Source organism: Nocardia sp. NPDC001965 (genome assembly GCF_053594175.1).
On record NZ_JBSFDZ010000041.1, the window covers coordinates 22,084 to 40,609 of the forward strand.

General features: G+C 67.8%; 16 protein-coding genes. 3 read left to right on the forward strand and 13 right to left on the reverse strand.

From position 1 onward, the window contains the following. Positions 1-22: 22 nt before the first annotated feature. Positions 23-229, reverse strand: a complete 207-nt coding sequence (locus ACWCPQ_RS30740) for a cold-shock protein (protein WP_011206895.1) — start codon at positions 227-229, stop codon at positions 23-25. Positions 230-661: 432 nt separating this feature from the next. Here ACWCPQ_RS30740 and ACWCPQ_RS30745 point away from each other — a divergent pair, with 432 nt between their 5' ends. After that, positions 662-3,058, forward strand: coding sequence for a DEAD/DEAH box helicase (locus ACWCPQ_RS30745; protein WP_449905388.1), 2,397 nt, complete (start codon positions 662-664; stop codon positions 3,056-3,058). A 210-nt stretch (positions 3,059-3,268) separates the two neighbouring features. Here ACWCPQ_RS30745 and ACWCPQ_RS30750 read toward each other — a convergent pair whose 3' ends face one another. The 7 genes from ACWCPQ_RS30750 to ssd all read right to left on the reverse strand — a co-directional run bounded on the left by ACWCPQ_RS30750 (position 3,269) and on the right by ssd (position 8,209). Then, entirely contained in the window at positions 3,269-3,664 is a 396-nt protein-coding gene (locus tag ACWCPQ_RS30750; protein WP_449905422.1) for an Rv3654c family TadE-like protein, read from the reverse strand. A 20-nt stretch (positions 3,665-3,684) separates the two neighbouring features. Next, positions 3,685-4,023, reverse strand: coding sequence for a TadE family type IV pilus minor pilin (locus ACWCPQ_RS30755; protein ID WP_449905390.1), 339 nt, complete (start codon positions 4,021-4,023; stop codon positions 3,685-3,687). A 65-nt stretch (positions 4,024-4,088) separates the two neighbouring features. Then, positions 4,089-4,253 carry a DUF4244 domain-containing protein gene (locus tag ACWCPQ_RS30760; protein ID WP_449905424.1) on the reverse strand — a complete coding sequence of 55 codons (165 nt, stop codon included), beginning with the start codon at positions 4,251-4,253 and terminating at the stop codon, positions 4,089-4,091. Positions 4,254-4,406: 153 nt separating this feature from the next. Continuing rightward, on the reverse strand, positions 4,407-5,003 hold the full coding sequence (locus tag ACWCPQ_RS30765) for a type II secretion system F family protein (RefSeq protein ID WP_449905392.1): 597 nt from the start codon (positions 5,001-5,003) through the stop codon (positions 4,407-4,409). A gap of 85 nt (positions 5,004-5,088) precedes the next feature. Next, positions 5,089-5,907 (reverse strand): type II secretion system F family protein, encoded by an 819-nt coding sequence (locus ACWCPQ_RS30770; RefSeq protein WP_449905394.1) that lies wholly within the window; start codon positions 5,905-5,907, stop codon positions 5,089-5,091. After that, the gene (locus ACWCPQ_RS30775) at positions 5,907-7,106 is read right to left on the reverse strand and encodes a TadA family conjugal transfer-associated ATPase (RefSeq protein ID WP_449905396.1); all 1,200 of its coding nucleotides are present in this window, start codon (positions 7,104-7,106) and stop codon (positions 5,907-5,909) included. The genes ACWCPQ_RS30770 and ACWCPQ_RS30775 overlap by 1 nt, the downstream gene beginning before the upstream one ends. Then, on the reverse strand, positions 7,103-8,209 hold the full coding sequence (ssd, locus tag ACWCPQ_RS30780; RefSeq protein ID WP_449905398.1) for a septum site-determining protein Ssd: 1,107 nt from the start codon (positions 8,207-8,209) through the stop codon (positions 7,103-7,105). The genes ACWCPQ_RS30775 and ssd overlap by 4 nt, the downstream gene beginning before the upstream one ends. Positions 8,210-8,594: 385 nt before the next feature. Between ssd and ACWCPQ_RS30785 the strand changes: the two genes are divergently transcribed. Continuing rightward, positions 8,595-9,428, forward strand: a complete 834-nt coding sequence (locus tag ACWCPQ_RS30785) for an HAD family hydrolase (RefSeq protein WP_449905400.1) — start codon at positions 8,595-8,597, stop codon at positions 9,426-9,428. A gap of 482 nt (positions 9,429-9,910) precedes the next feature. Here the strand turns inward: ACWCPQ_RS30785 and ACWCPQ_RS30790 are convergent, their stop codons facing one another. The 5 genes from ACWCPQ_RS30790 to ACWCPQ_RS30810 all read right to left on the reverse strand — a co-directional run bounded on the left by ACWCPQ_RS30790 (position 9,911) and on the right by ACWCPQ_RS30810 (position 15,980). Further along, positions 9,911-10,657: an oxidoreductase gene (locus ACWCPQ_RS30790; RefSeq protein WP_449905402.1), complete on the reverse strand. Its 747-nt coding sequence runs from the start codon at positions 10,655-10,657 to the stop codon at positions 9,911-9,913. Between the two features lie 95 nt (positions 10,658-10,752). Then, positions 10,753-12,390 carry a dipeptide ABC transporter ATP-binding protein gene (locus ACWCPQ_RS30795; protein WP_449905404.1) on the reverse strand — a complete coding sequence of 546 codons (1,638 nt, stop codon included), beginning with the start codon at positions 12,388-12,390 and terminating at the stop codon, positions 10,753-10,755. A gap of 32 nt (positions 12,391-12,422) precedes the next feature. Continuing rightward, positions 12,423-13,385 (reverse strand): ABC transporter permease, encoded by a 963-nt coding sequence (locus ACWCPQ_RS30800; RefSeq protein ID WP_449905406.1) that lies wholly within the window; start codon positions 13,383-13,385, stop codon positions 12,423-12,425. A gap of 14 nt (positions 13,386-13,399) precedes the next feature. Continuing rightward, the gene (locus ACWCPQ_RS30805; protein WP_449905408.1) at positions 13,400-14,326 is read right to left on the reverse strand and encodes an ABC transporter permease; all 927 of its coding nucleotides are present in this window, start codon (positions 14,324-14,326) and stop codon (positions 13,400-13,402) included. 40 nt (positions 14,327-14,366) lie between these two features. Further along, complete coding sequence (locus tag ACWCPQ_RS30810) at positions 14,367-15,980, reverse strand: peptide ABC transporter substrate-binding protein (RefSeq protein WP_449905410.1); 1,614 nt, start codon at positions 15,978-15,980, stop codon at positions 14,367-14,369. Positions 15,981-16,234: 254 nt separating this feature from the next. Here ACWCPQ_RS30810 and acs point away from each other — a divergent pair, with 254 nt between their 5' ends. Further along, complete coding sequence (gene acs / locus ACWCPQ_RS30815) at positions 16,235-18,187, forward strand: acetate--CoA ligase (RefSeq protein WP_449905412.1); 1,953 nt, start codon at positions 16,235-16,237, stop codon at positions 18,185-18,187. Positions 18,188-18,526 lie beyond the last annotated feature (339 nt).

Consider the following 18,526-nt stretch of genomic DNA (forward strand, 5'->3'; position numbering starts at 1 on the left):
GACGAACTGGGAGGTGTCTCGCTCAGCTGAGCGCGCGAACTCCGGTGGCCTGGGGGCCCTTGGTGCCCTGACCAACCTCGAACTCGACCTTCTGATTTTCTTCGAGGGTACGGAAGCCCGAACCCTGGATCTCGGAATAGTGGACGAAGACGTCCGCAGAGCCGTCTTCGGGCGCGATGAAGCCGAAGCCCTTCTCCGCGTTGAACCACTTCACAGTTCCCTGTGCCATTCTGTTCCTTCTCTTTTCTTACTCGGAACGGCGGACAACTGGGTTTCGTCCACCGGGCCTGTTGCGATCGGCGCTACTCTGGACCCGCATGGGGGCCAACGTATGCCGGTCGCAACATCGATCCTGCCAGGGTTAGGACTTTGCATCCGTCCCTCGAACACAGAAGCTTTCGACCGAGACCCAGTGAACCATGTCTTTGCGAAATTCAACAGCGGAGTTACCGACAATTTGCAAAAAAAATGATCTCGCGAATGCGGGGGTAAGGGTTAGCCCGTCCGAAACTGAACTTCCGGTATGTTTGCCTACCGATAACCAGCTTGCGGACCGAGTACCCAGCTGTGACCCAGATCGCTATTGGGTATCGAACCCGCAGGTAGCACGGAGCGGACAGCGGTGTTTCACACCGTTCGGAGACCCGGAAGGCAGTTACGCATGACTCGCGAGATCCGGCCCGATCAGTCCTATGGGCGATCGTTGCTGAATCGTGTCCTCGACGGCGTTCCGGCCACCGATTCGCGTCTGACCCATATCAGCGAGATCCCGGGCCGCCCGGCCGAGACGACAGAATGGCCGGCCTGGGCGGCGCCCGCCGCGGTGAACGCACTGCGTACCGAGGGGATCGAGCTGCCGTGGAGCCATCAGGCGGCCACGGCCGACCACGCCCATCGCGGACAGCACGTGGTGGTCGCCACCGGAACCGCCTCCGGAAAATCGCTGGGCTATCAGCTACCGGTGCTCACCGCCTTGCACGACGATCCGCGCGCCACGGCGTTGTATCTCGCTCCCACCAAGGCATTGGGTGCCGATCAGCTCCGCATGATGGGTGCGATAACCCGGCACGGAGCCCTGCGCGATATTGCGGTCGCTTCCTACGACGGAGACACCCCCACCGAGATCCGGCAGTGGGTGCGGTCCGAGGCGCGCTGGCTGTTCACCAATCCCGATATGCTGCACCTGAGCCTGTTGCGGTCACATCACCGCTGGTCACGCTTTTTTCGCCGGCTCCGCTACGTGGTCGTCGACGAATGCCACGCCTATCGGGGATTGTTCGGTTCACATGTGGCGCTGGTACTACGCCGGTTGCGCCGGCTCGCCGCCCATTACGGCGCCGACCCGGTATTCGTACTCTGCTCCGCGACCGCGGCCGATCCGGCGGCGGCGGCTTCCCGGCTGGTCGGCGCCGACTGTGTCGCGGTGACCGAGGACGGATCGCCGCGCGGCCCGCGCACCGTCGCGTTCTGGGAGCCACCCCTGCTCACTGCCGTGACCGGGGAGAACGGGGCACCTGTCCGCCTCGGCGCCACCACCGAGGCAGCCCGGATCACCGCCGATCTGGTGGTGGAAGGCGCGCGCACCCTGACATTCGCCCGGTCCCGGCGGGCGGCCGAACTGATCGCCGTGCACACCCGGCAGCGGCTGGCCGAAATCGACCCCGAACTCGCCGAACGCGTCGCCGCCTACCGCGGCGGATACCTGCCGGAGGACCGGCGCGCGCTGGAGGCCGGGCTCTCGGACGGGTCATTGCTCGCCGCTGCCACCACGAACGCCCTGGAACTCGGGGTGGATATCGCTGGGCTGGACGCGGTGGTACTGGCCGGATTCCCCGGAACGGTCGCCTCGTTCCGGCAGCAGATCGGCCGCGCCGGACGGCGTACGCAGGGAGCATTGGCCCTGCTGGTAGCGCGCGACGACCCGCTCGACACCTATCTGGTGCACCATCCAGAAGCCCTGCTGAACCGGCCGGTGGAAGCCAGCATCATCGATCCCGCGAACCCCTATGTACTCGGCCCGCAATTGCTCTGCGCGGCCATGGAACTGCCCATCGGCGACGCAGAGGCCGAAGCCCTGGGCGCCCGCCGGGTACTTACCGAACTGGCAGGTCAGGGACATCTTCGACGACGCGGAGCCGAAGGCGCCGGACGCTGGTTCTACACGGCCGCTGAATCACCACACGACGACGTCGACGTCCGGGGCGGGATCGGCTCCCAGGTCTCGATCGTGGTCGCCGAGACCGGCCGGCTACTGGGTACGGCCGACGCCGGGCGCGCTCCGGCCACCCTGCACGAGGGCGCCATCCATCTACACCAGGGCGAGAGCTACCTGGTCGAGGAACTCGACCTCGAAGGTGGCGTCGCATTCGTCCGCGCCGACACGCCGGGCTGGACCACCAGCGCCCGCCGGATCACTTCCCTCACCTTGGAAGCGGTCCGGGAGATCAGGTCTTTCGGGCAGGTCACGACCGCTTTCGCGGAGGTCACGGTGCGCAGCCGGGTCGTGGGTTACCTGCGCACCCTGGCGACCGGCGAAGTGCTCGACCTGGTCGAACTCGATCTGCCCGAGCAGACCCTGCCGACGACGGCGGTCCTCTACACCGTGACACCCGAACTACTGAGTCGCGCCGGGATCGATGCCGCCGCGGTCCCGGGCGCGTTGCATGCCGCCGAGCACGCGGCGATCGGGCTGCTGCCGCTGGTGGCGACCTGCGACCGGTGGGATATCGGCGGCGTTTCCACAGCTCAGCATCCTGATACCGGCCTGCCCACGGTGTTCGTCTACGACGGACAGCCCGGCGGGGCCGGGTTCGCCGAACGCGGGTTCACGATGCTGCGACACTGGCTGCGGGCCACTCTCGATGCGGTCGAGGCGTGCGCCTGCCGTAGCGGATGCCCCTCCTGTGTGCAGTCACCCAAGTGCGGGAACGGCAACGATCCGCTCGACAAAGCCGGCGCCATTCGCTTGTTGACGGCGATTCTCGCCGAGTCGGCCACTCCTACCATTCGATACCCCTCGGCTATGACCATCGCCAGTGGTCAGAACGTTGCTGAGTGATCCGGAGCGGACACCTTACGCCGCCCAGCCGTCCGAATTAAGAGGATAAGCATCATATTAACTGAATTGTTGCCATAAGACCGGTCGGTAGCTACAGAAGGCGCTTTCGTATCAATTCCGGAACATATGACCAATTCGAGTAACGGGCCATTAATTGCCGTCGCTAACTGAATGCAGTATTCGTCGTTAACAAAAGTCGGCAAAGCGCGATCACGTCGCTTCTCCGACCGGCCCGGCTCGCGCAACCACTCGTATACTCGTCGCCCCGAACGGACTCAACGGTACTTTTTTCTCGATCGAGATCACGACATCCCAACCGGCTATCTCGCACCGCACGACCCCCGACCCGGTCCGGCGAATCAGTGATTCGGCGGCGGCACATCCGGCCTCCGCGCCGTTCCACAGTTCACCAGCGGCAGCCAGCGCGGCGAGGTCTGCCGCCGCCTGCGCACGGTGGCGCGTCACGATCACGGCACCGAACTGGACGACGAGTGTGGTCATGACGATCAGGGCCACCACGGCCAGGCATGCGGTGACAGTCGCCGAACCGTCATCTCCCCGCCGGAGCCGTTTTCGGTGACGGAGATGCCGGACGGATCGGGCCACCGTGGGCCACATCCCATGGCTCATGGCAGCGAATCCGGCTCTTTCACGGCGACCGCCTCGGCCCGGAGTTCGAGCAGCGGTAACAGCGGGGTATCGGACGATACGAGGGCGATCACCCGATCGCCCTCGTCACGCAACGAGATCTCGGCCCCATCCGGTGCGACCCGGCGCGCGGCGTCGACCGCCACGGCCCGATCGCCGCGGGCGGCCAGCCGCGCCGCCTCGCGTGCGGCGTCCACACAGCGCACCTGGGTGACCGCCGCGAAAACTGCCCCCACGCACAGGGCAGCGGTCACGGCGATCGCACCGAGCGCGATCGCGGCCTCGACGGTTACCGACCCGGTCTCACCGGCACCCACCCGCCGGACTGCCCCCAGCCACCCGTTTCCGGTGGCGGTCGGGCCGCGGGCCGGATCGGTGTGCGTCAGACGTTCGTGTTGAGCGCCTTCTCGATGATCCCGGTCAGCGCGTCGGGAATACTCTCGCCGGTCACCACGGTGTAGAGCACCGCGCCGAAGGCAGCAGCGGCAATGGTTCCGATCGCGTATTCGACCGTACTCATCCCCGCATCCCCCGATACAACTCCCATGAGGCGGGCGTTCACCCGTCCTCGTACCGCCCGCAGCTGCTCCCGAACCGACCGGGTAGTCGCCAGATTCATCAGCACCCGACCCTCCATTCTTCTCGCCTCGTACAGCCGATCCGCACGAGTACGTCTCGGTATCCACCCCCGGCACGACGCTCACAGTGCGACGCCGCCGAGCACTCCGCCGGCCAGGCCGACGATCACCGGCACGATCCCCAGGCAGATGAACGCCGGTAGAAAGCACAGACCGAGCGGGCCGGCGATCAGCACACCGGCCCGCTCGGCTCGCGCGGTCGCCGCCTCTTCGACCTGAGTACGCCGCTCGTCGGCGAGTTCTCCGACGGCCGCGGCCAGCGATGCGCCCGACCGGGCCGAACGCCGGGCCAATCTCGCGAGTGAATCGAATTCCGCGGCACCGGGCGTTCCGGACTCGGCCGGAGCCCAGGCCACGACCGCGTCGGCTCCCAACGCGAGTAGATCCGCGACTCGCACCAACCGATTCGCCAAGGATTCGGGCGCGGCCGGGACGACCGCACGAAGCGCGGCAGCCGTCGGCAGCCCGGCACGCAGACAGGCACCGAGCAGATCGAAGAGTGTGGCGACCGCGATCGGGTCGGAGGTCGTATCGACTTTTCCGGTCTGTACGTCGCGGTGAGCAGCGCCGGCGGTCAGGCGCAGCACTGCTGGAACCGGGGCCGGTACCAGCAGAACGACGGCCGAGATCAGGACGAACGCACATACTCGAGCTGTCATTGCTCCTTCTTCCGGAAGTCTGTGGAGGTGCTCCCGCCGGTCGCCGGCGAGCGCGGCAGGGAGAACTCGGCACCCACGGATGGATTCATTGCGGAACCACCCGCCGGGTGATCTCATCCGCCCAGAGCAACCCGGCGCAGACCAGGCCGGTGCCGAGCGGCAACAGATAGCTCCCGGCCGTGGATACGAACAGCACATGGACGGGATGTGCGCCCATCAACTGCCCGAGCCCGACACCGAGCAGCGGTAGAACCGCCAGGATCGTGGCGGTCGCACGGGCTCCGGCCAGCGAAGCGTCGGTGCGACTCCGGAATCTGATCCGCGATCCGAGATCGGCTCGCGCCGACGACAGCAGTTCGGCGAGCGCGAGGCCGTGCTGTTCGGCGACCCGCCAGGCGTCCGCGACGCGACCGAGCTCGGCGGCGATCACCGTGCCCGGACGGAGCAGACCTTCGGCACCCGACCCACCCAGCCGGCTGCGCGCCGACCCGATCGCGAACGCTGCCGCCGCGATTCCGTCCGTCTCCCGGGCCGCGACGGCCGCCGCGGCGCTCGGATGTGCACCGACCCGCAATTCGGCGACGACGGATTCGAGACCGTCCAGCAGATATGCGCATTCGGTGCGATGTAGGCGTGCCCGGCGGGATCTGCGCATCCGCACCGATACGGTGCCCCCGACGAGTAGTGCGGCCATGAGGCTGCCGCTGCCCAGAATCAGCGCCGCGACACACCCGATGCCGACGGCGGCGAACAGTACCCACCGCACCGGAAAGCATTGCGGCGCGGAGGTTTCGAACACTTTTCCGAATCGCCGCCTGCCCCGGCAAACCGGGATGAGCAGCAACGCCGGGATTGCGAGCCCGAGGGCCGCCACGGCAGGCCCGGGGCCTTCTCCATCGAACATCAGCCCAACCGTTCCGCGAGGACTGCGCGGAGAGCCCCGGCGGCGGGCGCGGGACCGGCCACCCGCCAGGCGGGGCCGATCTCCACATGACCGCCCGCATCCCGCTGTACCACCCCGATCTCCCCGAGATAGCGGAACCCGTCGGCACGACGCCGTACGTGCAGTACCACTTGGACGGCCGCGGCCAATTGGCTGTGCAGTGCCGATCGGCCCATTCCGCCCAGGCCCGCCAGCGCCTCGAGCCGGGCCACGACCTCTCGTGGCGAGTTGGCGTGGACGGTTCCCGCGCCGCCGTCGTGTCCGGTGTTCAACGCGGTCAGCAGGTCGACGACTTCGGCACCGCGGACCTCGCCGACCACCAAGCGGTCCGGCCGCATGCGCAACGCCTGCCGTACGAGATCGCGCAGCGTGATCTCCCCCGCCCCTTCGATATTCGGCGGCCGCGCCACCAACCGGACCACATGTGGATGTGGCGGCGCGAGTTCGGCCGCATCCTCGACACAGATGATGCGTTCGCCCTGTCCCACCTCGGCGAGCAGCGCGGAGAGCAATGTGGTCTTCCCAGCTCCGGTTCCGCCGACCACCAGAAACGCGAGCCGAGCGCGGATGATCTGCCGGAGCAGGGTTTCCGCGTCCGGTGGCACCGCCCCGGCGCCGACGAGTGCGTCCAGGCCTTGAGTCGCCGGACGCAGGATCCGCAGGGACAGGCAGGTTCCGGCCCGCGCCACCGGCGCCAGCACAGCATGCAACCGCACGCCGAAGTTCTGTCCCAGCAGTAGTTCCCGGCCGGACAGCTGCCCGTCGACCCATGGTTGCGCATCGTCGAGTCGGCGGCCCGCCGACAGCGCGAGTCGCTGTGCCAGCCGGCGGACGGCGGCCTCGTCCGGAAAGGTCGTGGCGGTGCGCTCGACACCCCGGCCTCGATCGATCCACACTGCGTCGGGAGCGGTGACCAGAACATCGGCCACCGCCGGGTCGTGCAGCAGCGGTTCGAGCACCCCGGCGCCGGTGAGTTCGGTCTGCAACAGTCGCAGAGCGCGCAGCAGATCCGTATCCCCCAGCATCCCACCCGCCTCGGCACGGATAGCTGCCGCGACGCGAGCAGGCTCGGGTTCGGCGGAATCTCCGGCCAGTCGTTCACGGACCCGCTCCAGCAGCTCGGTGGTGACCACGCCGGCCGGTTCGGCAGCGGTGCTCATCCGACGCTCCGCCGGTCAGGTGGGCTCAGTACCGCCAGCACCGCATCACAAGCGGCCCGCAGTGGACCGCGCCGCAGCCGCATACCGCCGCGCTCGAGCCGCGCGGCCAGCCCGGGTTGTGCCCGGACCGCCGCCAGCAGCGGGAGGTCGAGTACCGCGGCGATATCGCGGCCACGCAGATTTCCGGGTGCGGGGCCACGCACCACCAGGCCGCGATTCGGGTTGCGCCGCACTATCCATTCCGCGGCCGCCCCGGCTGCCGCTACTGCGCGCAACCGGGCGGGCACGACCAGCACCACGAGATCGGCGGCATCGAGAATCCCGTCCGTATGCGGGCCACGCTCACTGGAGATATCGCAGACGACGAGATCGCCTGCGCCCCGGGCAGCCTCGACCACGGCGCGTACGGCGGCCGCTCCGATAGGGCCGGTCCGCCCCGTGCCCCGGCCGCAGGACAGCACCGACAGACCGACGCCCGCGACCGGGAGCGCATTGTGCAGTTCGGCCGCGGCGACCCGGCCGTCGTCCACGACCAGATCCGGCCATCGCAAACCGGGTGTGGCCTCGATACCGAGGAGCAGGTCGAGCCCGCCGCCGTGCGGTGCGGCGTCGATCAGGACCGTATGCGGACGGAACCCCGCAGCCGCCGAACGCAGCGCTGTGGCAGCGGCGAGGACCGAGGCCCCGGCGCCGGCGCCGGCCCCCGCGACGGCGACCACCACTCCGCCGTCGGCGTGCGGTTGGCCGTACTCGGCGAATTTCTCGATGAGCCCGACGGCGGCACCCGGCAGGGCGATCACCTGTTCTGCCCCGATCACCGCCGCCGCCTGCCAATCCACCAGTTCGGGTTCGCCGTCGGTAACCGTGACCACTCCGCCGCGCCGCGGCGGCGATACGGTCGAACACGCCACCGCGGCCTCGGTATCGAGTACCACCAGCGGAGCCGAGGACCAGGGGTGCCGGCCGACCGGGGCCTCGCTCTCGGCGATCCGCCGACCGGCCGCCGCGGCGACCCGGCGCACCTCTTCGCGTAGCCGATCGTCTCGGATGAGGACCAGCACCGCGGGTGGCTCCACGGTGGTGGTCGTCGCGTCGTGATCCATGGACTCAGCGTGGCCCGGTCGAGCCCGGCGCAGCGGACGACTGTGGCGATTGTGGACAACTCACGGGCTGTGGAGAACTTTTCGAACTACCCGGAGACCGCCCCTTGAACAGGAGACCGCCCGTTGAATAGAGGACGGCCCCAGCCGGGGGGGGAGGAGGCTGGGGCCGTCGGGGTTCAGCCCCGGGGGGTCGGGCTGAACACGCCTGGAACATGTCCAGGTGCCAGCAATACTACACCCAAGCACCGACCGGAACGCAAGCCCGACGACGAAGAAGTTCCGCAGGTCACCCTCATATCGGAGGGACTCCGAAAACCACAGGTCAGAACATGCGCAAGCGGACAGTCAGCACGACACGCCACGCGTCGATGCCTATCCTGGAGCGGTGACGGGCTCCGGCAAAACGACACCCTCTCCCGGCGATCGGCACGGCGAGAACGGCCGTATCGCGGCGTTCTTCGATCTGGACAAGACGGTGATCGCCAGATCGAGCACCTTCGTGTTCAGCAAGCCGTTCTTCGACCAGGGTCTGATCAATCGGCGAACCGTCCTCGAGAGCAGCTATGCCCATTTCATGTTCCTGCTCTCCGGGGCCGATCACGATCAGATGGAGCGCATGCGTGCGCATCTGACCGATATGTGTGCGGGCTGGGACGTCGCCCAGATCCAGTCGATCGTGGCGGACACCCTGCACGAGCTGGTGGACCCGCTGATCTATGCGGAAGCCGTCGATCTCATCGCCGACCATCGCATCCGCGGCCACGACGTGGTCATCGTCTCGGCCTCCGGTGAGGAGGTGGTGGCTCCGATCGCCGAGGCGCTGGGTGCCACCCACACCGCGGCGACCCGGATGGAGGTCGTGGACGGGAAGTACACCGGTGCGGTCGATTTCTACTGTTACGGCGAGGGCAAGGTCACCGCCATCGAGAAGCTCGCCGCGACAGAGGGTTACGACCTCGCCCGCTGTTACGCGTATTCCGATTCGGTCACCGATCTGCCGATGCTGACCGCGGTCGGGCACCCCACCGCGGTCAATCCCGACCGCGCGCTGCGCCGCGAGGCGGCGAGCCGGGGATGGCCCGTTCTGAGCTTCTCCAACCCGGTCTCGCTGTGGTCACGGTTTCAGGCACCGTCGAAAACGGTGGCGACGGGACTCGCGGTCGGTATCAGCGCGCTCATCGCGGGCGCGGTCACCTATCGGTTGCTGAGGAGACGGTGACCACCCGCTCGAGCTGGACTTATAGCATAAGCCTCCGACCGATGTGCTCGATTTCCATTTGTTCAACGAACTTGCGCCAACCCTTGATGTGAGTGCAGTCACAGTGTAAAAATGGAGACACGGAAGGAAGGAAGGCCAAGGCGGAGCCGGAAGAGAAGGCTCAGTCTCCCGACCCACCCTTCCCAGCACGGACTCCAGGCACCCACGCGGAGCTCGCCGCGACAAGGGCAGAAGCGTTGTGGGCCTGCGAAATCCGGTCCGTTGCCGGCGATGGCCTCGCATAGCTGCGGGGATGAGCTGCTGCGGAGCCCGGAGGAACGCCGAGGCCGGAGAACACAACCCAAACCAGCACGCATGGTAACCGGGTAGTCCGTGCTCGCGGGCGGTGAGGTCTGATGACCACGCCGCCCGCTTTGACGTCCGGGCACCGTTCGATGACGGTCGCCACGGGGTGCGCTCGAACGGATCGATCCGAGGCGTTCTCAGCCCGCGGCGGCGTCCGCGATCGAGGTCGCTTCCCGGGCTCCGTCCTCGAGGGCCCCGCAGCAGAACAGCACCCAGCCGCCCACCCCCTCCGCCGTCCCGGATCCGAACCCGGCCGCGGCATCGAGGTAAGCCTGCCGCCGCCGGAGCCAGAAGACCTCGGGTACACCGAGCGACCGGGGATCCAGCCCGCTGGACACCGTCACCAACCGGGACGCGGCCCGCGCGACCACTCCGTCCGCGGAACCGAACGGTTTCAGGGTCAGCAGTTCACCGTGCACCACGGCGGCCGTAACCGGCGCGGGCGCGGAAGTGGTGAGCAGCGTCTGCGCCAGGACGTCGAGGCGCCGGGCGACGCCCCCGTCGGCACGGGGGCGGCCCAGTTCGTTCTCGTCGTCGACGAGGTCGGCGGCTGCCAGCAGATGCAGCCGGGCCAGGGCCTGTAGCGGCGCGCGGTCCCAGATCCCGACCAGATTCCGCAGCGCGTCACCGTCGAGCGCCTGGCCCACCCGCAAAGCGCCGGCCAGGATCGGGTCGGCGATCGCACCGTCGGCGGGTAACTCGGTGCTTCCACCTTCCAGCGCAGCCGAGGACCGCGCGGCCCGCACCGACGCCTCGGCGGCAGTGGTGGCCCAGCCCCGGCGGTTCGCCCGGTGCCGGTGGACCTCGGCCAGCGCATCCCGGGCCTTGTCGGCGGCAGCCCGGACCCCGGGCAGTTCGATGAGCGGCGCGAGCGGATCGGTCACGGATCAGCACGCTACCGGCGCCGAGCCGTGGGACGAGCGCTGGCCCCGCGGCGAACGCAGACCGGCGCCCCGTCCGGGCCGACCGGAGCCGGTGCTCAGCCGGCCAGCAGATCGCGGCCGGGGATGGCGTCGAGCAAACGGCGGGTGTACTCCTCGCGCGGTGAGTCGAAGATCTCCCCGGTGGGCGCGGCCTCGACGATACGGCCCCGGTGCATCACCAGGACCTCGTCGGCGAGCCGGCCCACCACCGCCAGATCGTGCGTGATGAACAGATAGGTGAGGCCCAGCTCTTCCTGGAGTCGAGTGAGCAGATCGAGGATGTTCTGCTGGACCAGCACGTCCAGGGCCGATACGGCTTCGTCGCAGATCAACAGTTCCGGTTCCAGGGCCAGCGCACGCGCGATGGCGACCCGTTGCCGCTGGCCGCCGGAGAGTTCGTCGGGGTAACGGGACAGCACACTGCCGGGTAGTGCAACCTGGTCCAGGAGCTCACGGACCCGGACAGCACGCTCGGCACGGGTGCCGAGGCCGTGGGTTCGCAACGGCTCGTCGATACACCGGTGGATCGAGTACATCGGATCGAGCGATGCGTAGGGGTTCTGGAAAATCGGCTGTACCCGGCGGCGGAACCGAATCTGTTCGCGACCGCGCAGCCCGCCGATATCCGCGCCGTCGAAGGCCACCGAGCCGGAGCTGGGTTCGAGCAACCCGAGGACGAGCTGCGCGACCGTGGACTTCCCGGAGCCGGATTCACCGACCAGCGCGGTGGTCCGGCCGCGATGCAGCGTGAACGAGACATCGTCGACGGCAACGGCTTCCCCGGGCCGCCACGGCACCGAGCCGCGGATCCGATACCGCTTGGTGAGCCGGTCGGCCACCAGCACGGGAGCCGCGTCGTCGAGTCCGCGGGCACGTGCGGGACGCCGGGCAGCCGTCAGGGAGGGCGCCGATTCGACCAGTTTCCGGGTGTATTCGTGCCGCGGGTCACGCAGCAGCTCCAAGGCCGGACCCGACTCGACGATCCGGCCGCGGTACATCACCACCAGATGTTCGGCCCGCTCGGCGGCCAACCCGAGATCGTGGGTGATGAGCAGCATCGCGGTCCCGAATCCCGCGGTGAGACTGTCGATGTGATCCAGGATCCGGCGCTGCACGGTGACATCGAGGGCGGAGGTGGGCTCGTCGGCGATCAGCAGATCCGGCCGGCCCGACAGTGCCATCGCGATCAGCGCGCGCTGCCGCAGACCGCCGGACAGTTCGTGCGGGTATTGATCGAGCCGCTGCTCGGGGTCGGGGATGCCCGCCGCGTGCAGGAGTTCCACCGCCTGTTCCCGAGCGGCGCGGCCCCGGGCGATACCGTTGGCCGCCAGAGTCTCCCGGATCTGGAAGCCGATCTTGTGGACCGGATCGAGGTTCGACATCGGATCTTGCGGTACGAAACCGATTCTGGTGCCACGAAGTTCGACCAGTCGCGATTCGGGCGCGCCCGACAATTCTGTTCCGTCGAATTCGATACTGCCGCCGACGATCCGTCCGGCCCGTGCCAGCAGACCGATGACCGCGTGCGCGGTGGTCGATTTCCCGGACCCGCTCTCGCCGACGATCGCGACCGTCTCCCCCGGATACACCGTCAGGTCCACACCGCGCACGGCGTCCACCTGTTTCTCCCCCGACCCGAACGCGATCCGCAGATCGCGGATCCGCAGCAGCGGGCGTTCGGTCTCGTCGCTCATTTCCGCTCCCTGGTTCGACCCGGCGAACTTCTTCACCTCGACGCCCGGCCTTTCGGATCCAGGGCATCGCCCAGGGCGTCGCCGAGCATGATGAAGCCGAGGACCGTCAGCGCCAGCGCCGTGGCCGGGTAGAAGAGGATCAGTGAACCACCTCGCAACTGCTGCTGGCCGGTCGCGATATCGGCGCCCCAGGAAACCTCGGTCGGGGGGAGGCCGACACCCAGAAACGACAGTGTCGCCTCGGTGACGATGAAGACGCCCAGCCAGATGGCGGTCACCACGATCACCGGGCCCAGCGAATTGGGCAGGACGTGCCGGATCAGGATCCCGGATCGAGATACACCCAACGCTCGTGCCGCCAATACGTATTCGCTGCTCTTCGCGGCGATCACCGCGCCCCGGGCGATCCGCGCCGCCTGCGGCCAGGTGAAGCCGGCGAGCGTGATGATCACCAGCCAGACCGTACGGGTGGTCGACAACTGCATGAGCACGATGGCGGCGAGCATCAGCGGGACGGCGTAGACGATCTCGGAGATCCGGGAGATCACCGAGTCGAGCAACCCACCGTAGTACCCGGCAAGCGCACCCAGCGTGGCACCGATCAGGACGAACAGCGCGGCCGCACCGACTCCGGTGAGGACCGAGGCGCGCGCCCCGTAGATCGTGCGCGCATAGATATCGCAACCCTGCAGATCGAAACCGAACCAGTGTGCCGAACTCGGCGGCAGCAGACTGTTGTCCACCACGCAGTAGCGCGGGTCCTGATCGGTGAACAGACCGGGGAACGCCGCGACCACCAGGACCAGCACGATGATCGCCACCGCGACCAGGAACAACGGATTGCGGCGTAGCCCGTGCCACGCCTGACTCCAGAACCCGTTCGGCGCGCCCACCACCCGCACTCGATCGGTGCTCTCGACGGTGACCGCGTCGGGCGCGGCGACCCAGCGTCGCCGGTCCGGCCTGACCGGGCGGGCCGGATTCTCATCGGACATGACCGCACTCCTGTTCAGGTATAGCGAATCCGCGGATCGAGCACGGCGTACAACAGGTCCACGAGGAGGTTGGCCAGCAGGAACACCACGATCAGGACCGTGACGAACGAGACCACCGTCGGAGCTTCGCCTCGGACCACCGCCTGGTAGAGGGTGCCGCCCACGCCCGGAATGTTGAAAATGCCCTCGGTCACGATCGCCCCGCCCATCAGCGCGCCCAGATCGGCACCGAGGAAGGTGACCACCGGGATGAGCGAATTGCGCAGTATGTGTACCCGGACCACCCGCCGCCGCGGCAGGCCCTTGGCGGTGGCGGTTCGGACATAGTCGGCGTCCCGGTTCTCGGCTACGGCATTGCGGGTCAGCCGTAGTACATAGGCGAAGGACAGCGCGCCGAGCACCAGCGCCGGGACCACCAACCGGCCCCAGCTCGCATCGGCGCCGACGGTGACCGGCGCGATCCCCCATTCGACGCCCAGCAGGTACTGCGCGAGGAAACCGAGTACGAACACCGGGATCGCGATCACGACCAGGCTCAGCACCAGCATGGTGGAGTCGAACAGTTTTCCCTTCCGCAACCCCGCCAGCGTGCCGAACAGGACACCGAACACGGCCTCGAACAGCAAGGCCAGGACCGTGAGCCGGATGGTGATCGGAAAAGCCCGGGCCAGTTCGTCTTTCACCGACCGACCGGAGAAGGTGGTGCCGAGATCGAAGGTGAAGATGCCCTTCAGGTAGTAGAGGTACTGCACCAGGAAGGAGCGGTCGAGGTGATAGCGGGCCTTCAGCTGGGCCTCGAGCGCGGGTGTGAGCGTGCGGTCGCCGGCCAGGGCGGCGACCGAACCGCCGGAGACCTTGTAGATCAGGAAATAGATGAGCAGGGTCGCCCCGAAGAACACCGGGATCATCTGCAGCAGGCGCCGCACTACATACCACGCCATGGGCACTCCTGCGGTCGGGGCGAGTTGTCGCGGGCGACGGTCATATCAGCTCGATGTTCTCGAAATCGGCCATACCGTTCCAGGAGAAGGTGACACCGCGGACCCGTTCGGAGTATCCGGCCGAATTCACATAGTCGAAGATGGGGATGGTCGGCATCTCGCGCAACAGCAGTGTCTGCGCGCGGGCCACCAGCGCCCACGACTCGGCCTCCGTCGAAGCGGCCTCGGCGGCCGCTATCAGGGCATCGAATTCGGGGTTGTGATAGTCGAAATCGTTGGTTTCGGAATTGCTCAGGAAGCCCGGCTCCAGGAACTGGAGCATGGTCGGATAGTCGCCCTGCCACCCGGACCGGAACGCTTTTCCGATGGTCCGCGTGGTGACCTGGTCCCGCAGCTGTTTGAACGTCGGCAGGGCCGCGCCCACGGCCTCGATGCCGAGAGTGTTCTTGATACTGTTGGCGACCGCGTCGACCCACGCCTGATGATCGCCGTCGGCGTTGTAGGCGATCTCGAAACGGCCGCTCCACGGCGAGATCTCGTCGGCTTTCGCCCACAACCGCCGCGCCTCGCCGGGGTTGTAGTCCAGCGCCTCCGCACCCGGCAGCTCGCCGTTGTATCCCGGTAGCACCGGGGAGGTGTAGTCGCGGGCGGGCGCGCGGGTACCGCGGAATATCTTGTCGCCGATGGCCTGCCGCTGGATGGCCATCGAGATGGCGTGCCGGCGCAACCGGCCTTCCTCGCCGCCGAAATGCGGCAGCCCGGGCTGAGTGCCGATCCACTGGTTCTGCGCGGTCGGCGCCGATACCGAGCGCTCCCCCAGATCGGCATCGACCACGGTCAGCGCACTGGAGGGAACCGTGTCCAGCACATCGAGGTTCCCGGCCAGCAGATCGGCGTAGGCGGCATCGAAGTCCGAGTAGAAAACGAAGGTCAGACCCTTGTTCCGAGCCGGACGCCCACCCCGGTAGCTCTCGTTGGGCACCAGATCCAGTTTCACATCGTGGCGCCAGGCATCGGGACCGGCAAACCGATAGGGCCCGTTGCCGATCGGGTATCTGCCGAATTCGTCCATATCCGCGTACGCGGCCTGCGGCAGTGGATAGAACGGGGCGTAGGCAAGCCGGGTCCGGAAGTCGATCGTCGGCTCTTTCAGCGCCACCGTGAAGGTGAGATCGTCGAGAACGCGCAGCCCCGACATCGTCTGCGCACGGGGCGGATCCGCCTGCACATCCTCGAACCCGGCAATGGGCGCGTAGGTGTAGCTCTGCAACTGCGCGTTGGTGATCAGGGCACCGTAATTCCAGGCGTCGACGAAGGACCGCGCCGTCACCGCCGACCCGTCGGAGAACGTCCAACCGGGTTTCAACCTGATCCGGTAGAACTGCTGATCGGTGGTCTCGATGGATTCGGCCACCTCGTCGTGCAGGCTGCCGTCCGCCGCGATCCGGCGCAACCCGGCGAACAGCCGGTCCACGATGCGCCCGCCGCCGTTCTCGTTGGTATTCGACGGCACCAGCGGATTCTGCGGTTCGGAGCCGTTGACCGCGACGGATTCGCCGAGTGCGGGAGTCACCGTACAGGCGGGCAGGACCGTCACGCCGACCAGCACCACCACCAGGGCGGCGGCCCGCAACACCCACGACGATCCCCTCACACACCCTCCCGGCTCGTCATGATCGCTGCCTCGGCACCCCGCAGAGTTGTCTGCCGAATATAAGCCCCGTCGCACGATCCTGCCGGGTTCGTGAACTCCCGGGACGCCGGTGACCCACCGTTCGTCCGCCCGCGGCTGCCGCTCACCGGGCACCGGCGACCATTCGTCCCGGGACCGCCTCGGGCATCCGGAGCGAGAGTCTAGGGTCACAGTCGGCCCCTTATGGTGCAGGTAACGCGAAGGAAGTGACTCAGATGACCGAAACCGCCGATCACCCGGACGCCTACCCGCCGAGCGCGGAGTTCGCTGCCGCGGCGAATGTCGACGCCGGTATCTACGAGCGTGCCGCGCAGGACCGCGAAGCGTTCTGGGCCGAGCAGGCCGACCGGCTGCACTGGCACGAACGGTGGAATCAGGTACTCGACTGGACCGATGCTCCCGTCGCGAAATGGTTCGTCGGCGGCCGGCTCAACGTCGCCTACAACTGCGTGGACCGCCATGTGCTCGCGGGGCGCGGCGACAAGGTCGCACTGCACTGGGAGGGTGAGCCGGGCGATTCCCGCACGATCACCTATTCCGATCTGCTCGCCGAGGTGAGCCGGGCCGCCAACTATCTGACCGAACTCGGGCTGACTGCGGGCGACCGGGTCGCGATCTATATGCCGATGATCCCCGAGACCGTGGTCGCGATGCTGGCCTGCGCCCGGCTGGGCCTGCCCCACTCGCTGGTCTTCGCCGGCTTCTCGCCGACCGCGCTGCGCCAGCGGATCGACGACGCCGAAGCCCGCCTGGTCATCACCGTCGACGGCCAGTGGCGGCGCGGTAACCCCGCGCCGCTCAAGGAAGCCGTCGACGAGGCGCTGCTCGCGAAGGGCGATGTGCCCTCCAGCGTGGAACACGTCCTGGTCGTACGCCGCGTCGGCACCGAGGTGGAATGGACCGAGGGCCGCGACCTCTGGTGGCACGAAACCGTCGCGCAGGCCGATCCCGTCCACGAGGCACAGGCCTTCGACGCCGAACATCCCCTGTTCATCCTCTACACCTCGGGAACCACCGGCAAACCCAAGGGAATCCTGCACACCAGCGGCGGTTATCTGACCCAGACCAGCTACACCCACCGCGTGGTCTTCGACCACAAACCCGAAACCGATGTGTACTGGTGCACCGCCGACGTCGGCTGGGTGACCGGGCACAGCTATATCGTCTACGGCCCGCTGGCCAACGGCGCCACCCAGGTCCTCTACGAGGGCACGCCGAACTTCCCCGACGAGCACCGGCACTGGCAGATCATCGAGAAATACGGCGTCACGATCTACTACACCGCGCCGACGCTGGTGCGCACATTCATGAAATGGGGTCGCCAGATCCCCGACGCGCACGATCTGTCCAGTATCCGGGTGCTCGGATCGGTCGGCGAACCGATCAACCCGGAGGCATGGCGCTGGTACCGGGACGTGATCGGCTCCGGCACCGCCCCGATCGTGGACACCTGGTGGCAAACCGAGACCGGCGCCATCATGATCTCCCCGCTGCCCGGGATCACCGCGACCAAACCCGGTGCCGCCATGACCCCGGTACCCGGTGTCACGGCTGCGGTGGTGGACGAAGAGGGCAAGGCCGTGCGCCGCGGCGAGACCGAGGCCAACGGTTATCTGGTGCTGGATCAGCCGTGGCCGTCGATGCTGCGCGGCATCTGGGGCGATATGGAGCGCTACCGCGCCACCTACTGGGACCGTTTCGGCGAACAGGGCTGGTACTTCGCCGGCGACGGCGCGAAACTCGATGTCAACGGAGACCTCTGGGTGCTGGGCCGGGTCGACGATGTGATGAATGTGTCCGGCCACCGCATCTCCACCGCCGAAGTGGAATCCGCGCTGGTCGGACACTCCGGCGTCGCGGAGGCGGCGGTCGTCGGCGCCACCGACGAGACGACCGGCCAGGGCATCGTGGCATTCGTGATCCTCACCGCCGGTGCCACCGATACCGGCGCCGCGATGGTCGACGAACTCAAGGCCGAGGTGGCCCGCGAGATCAGCCCGATCGCCCGGCCGCGCGAGATCCATGTGGTACCCGAACTCCCCAAAACCCGCAGCGGCAAGATCATGCGCCGACTGCTGCGCGATGTGGCCGAGGGCCGGGAACTCGGCGACACCTCGACTCTGGTGGATCCGCAGGTCTTCGAAGCCATCCGCGCCGGCCGTTCCTGAGCGCGGCCGGGGCCGGGCACCCGTCCACGCAAGCTTTCCGTCTCCCCGGTCGGACTGCTTCCGTGGATGGGTCTGCCGCGTTCCCCCTTTCGCGGTTCTGCAGCGCGTGCTGTTGGTGGACTCGCTCGCGGAGGCGAGAGTGGACTCGCTCGCGAGGGTGGGTAATTGGACGAGCTCTCGCAAAGGTGGGTAACGGGCGAGCTCTCGCAAAGGTGCTGTGTTTTTGGCGCGCTGGCGCGCGCGGGGTCGAGGCCCCCTGAAGTCTCGCCGTTCAGGCCTCGAGACTCGAGCCGTAAGCAGATAAGCGGTAGAGGGCAGAACGGCGAGAACGGGCGCCAA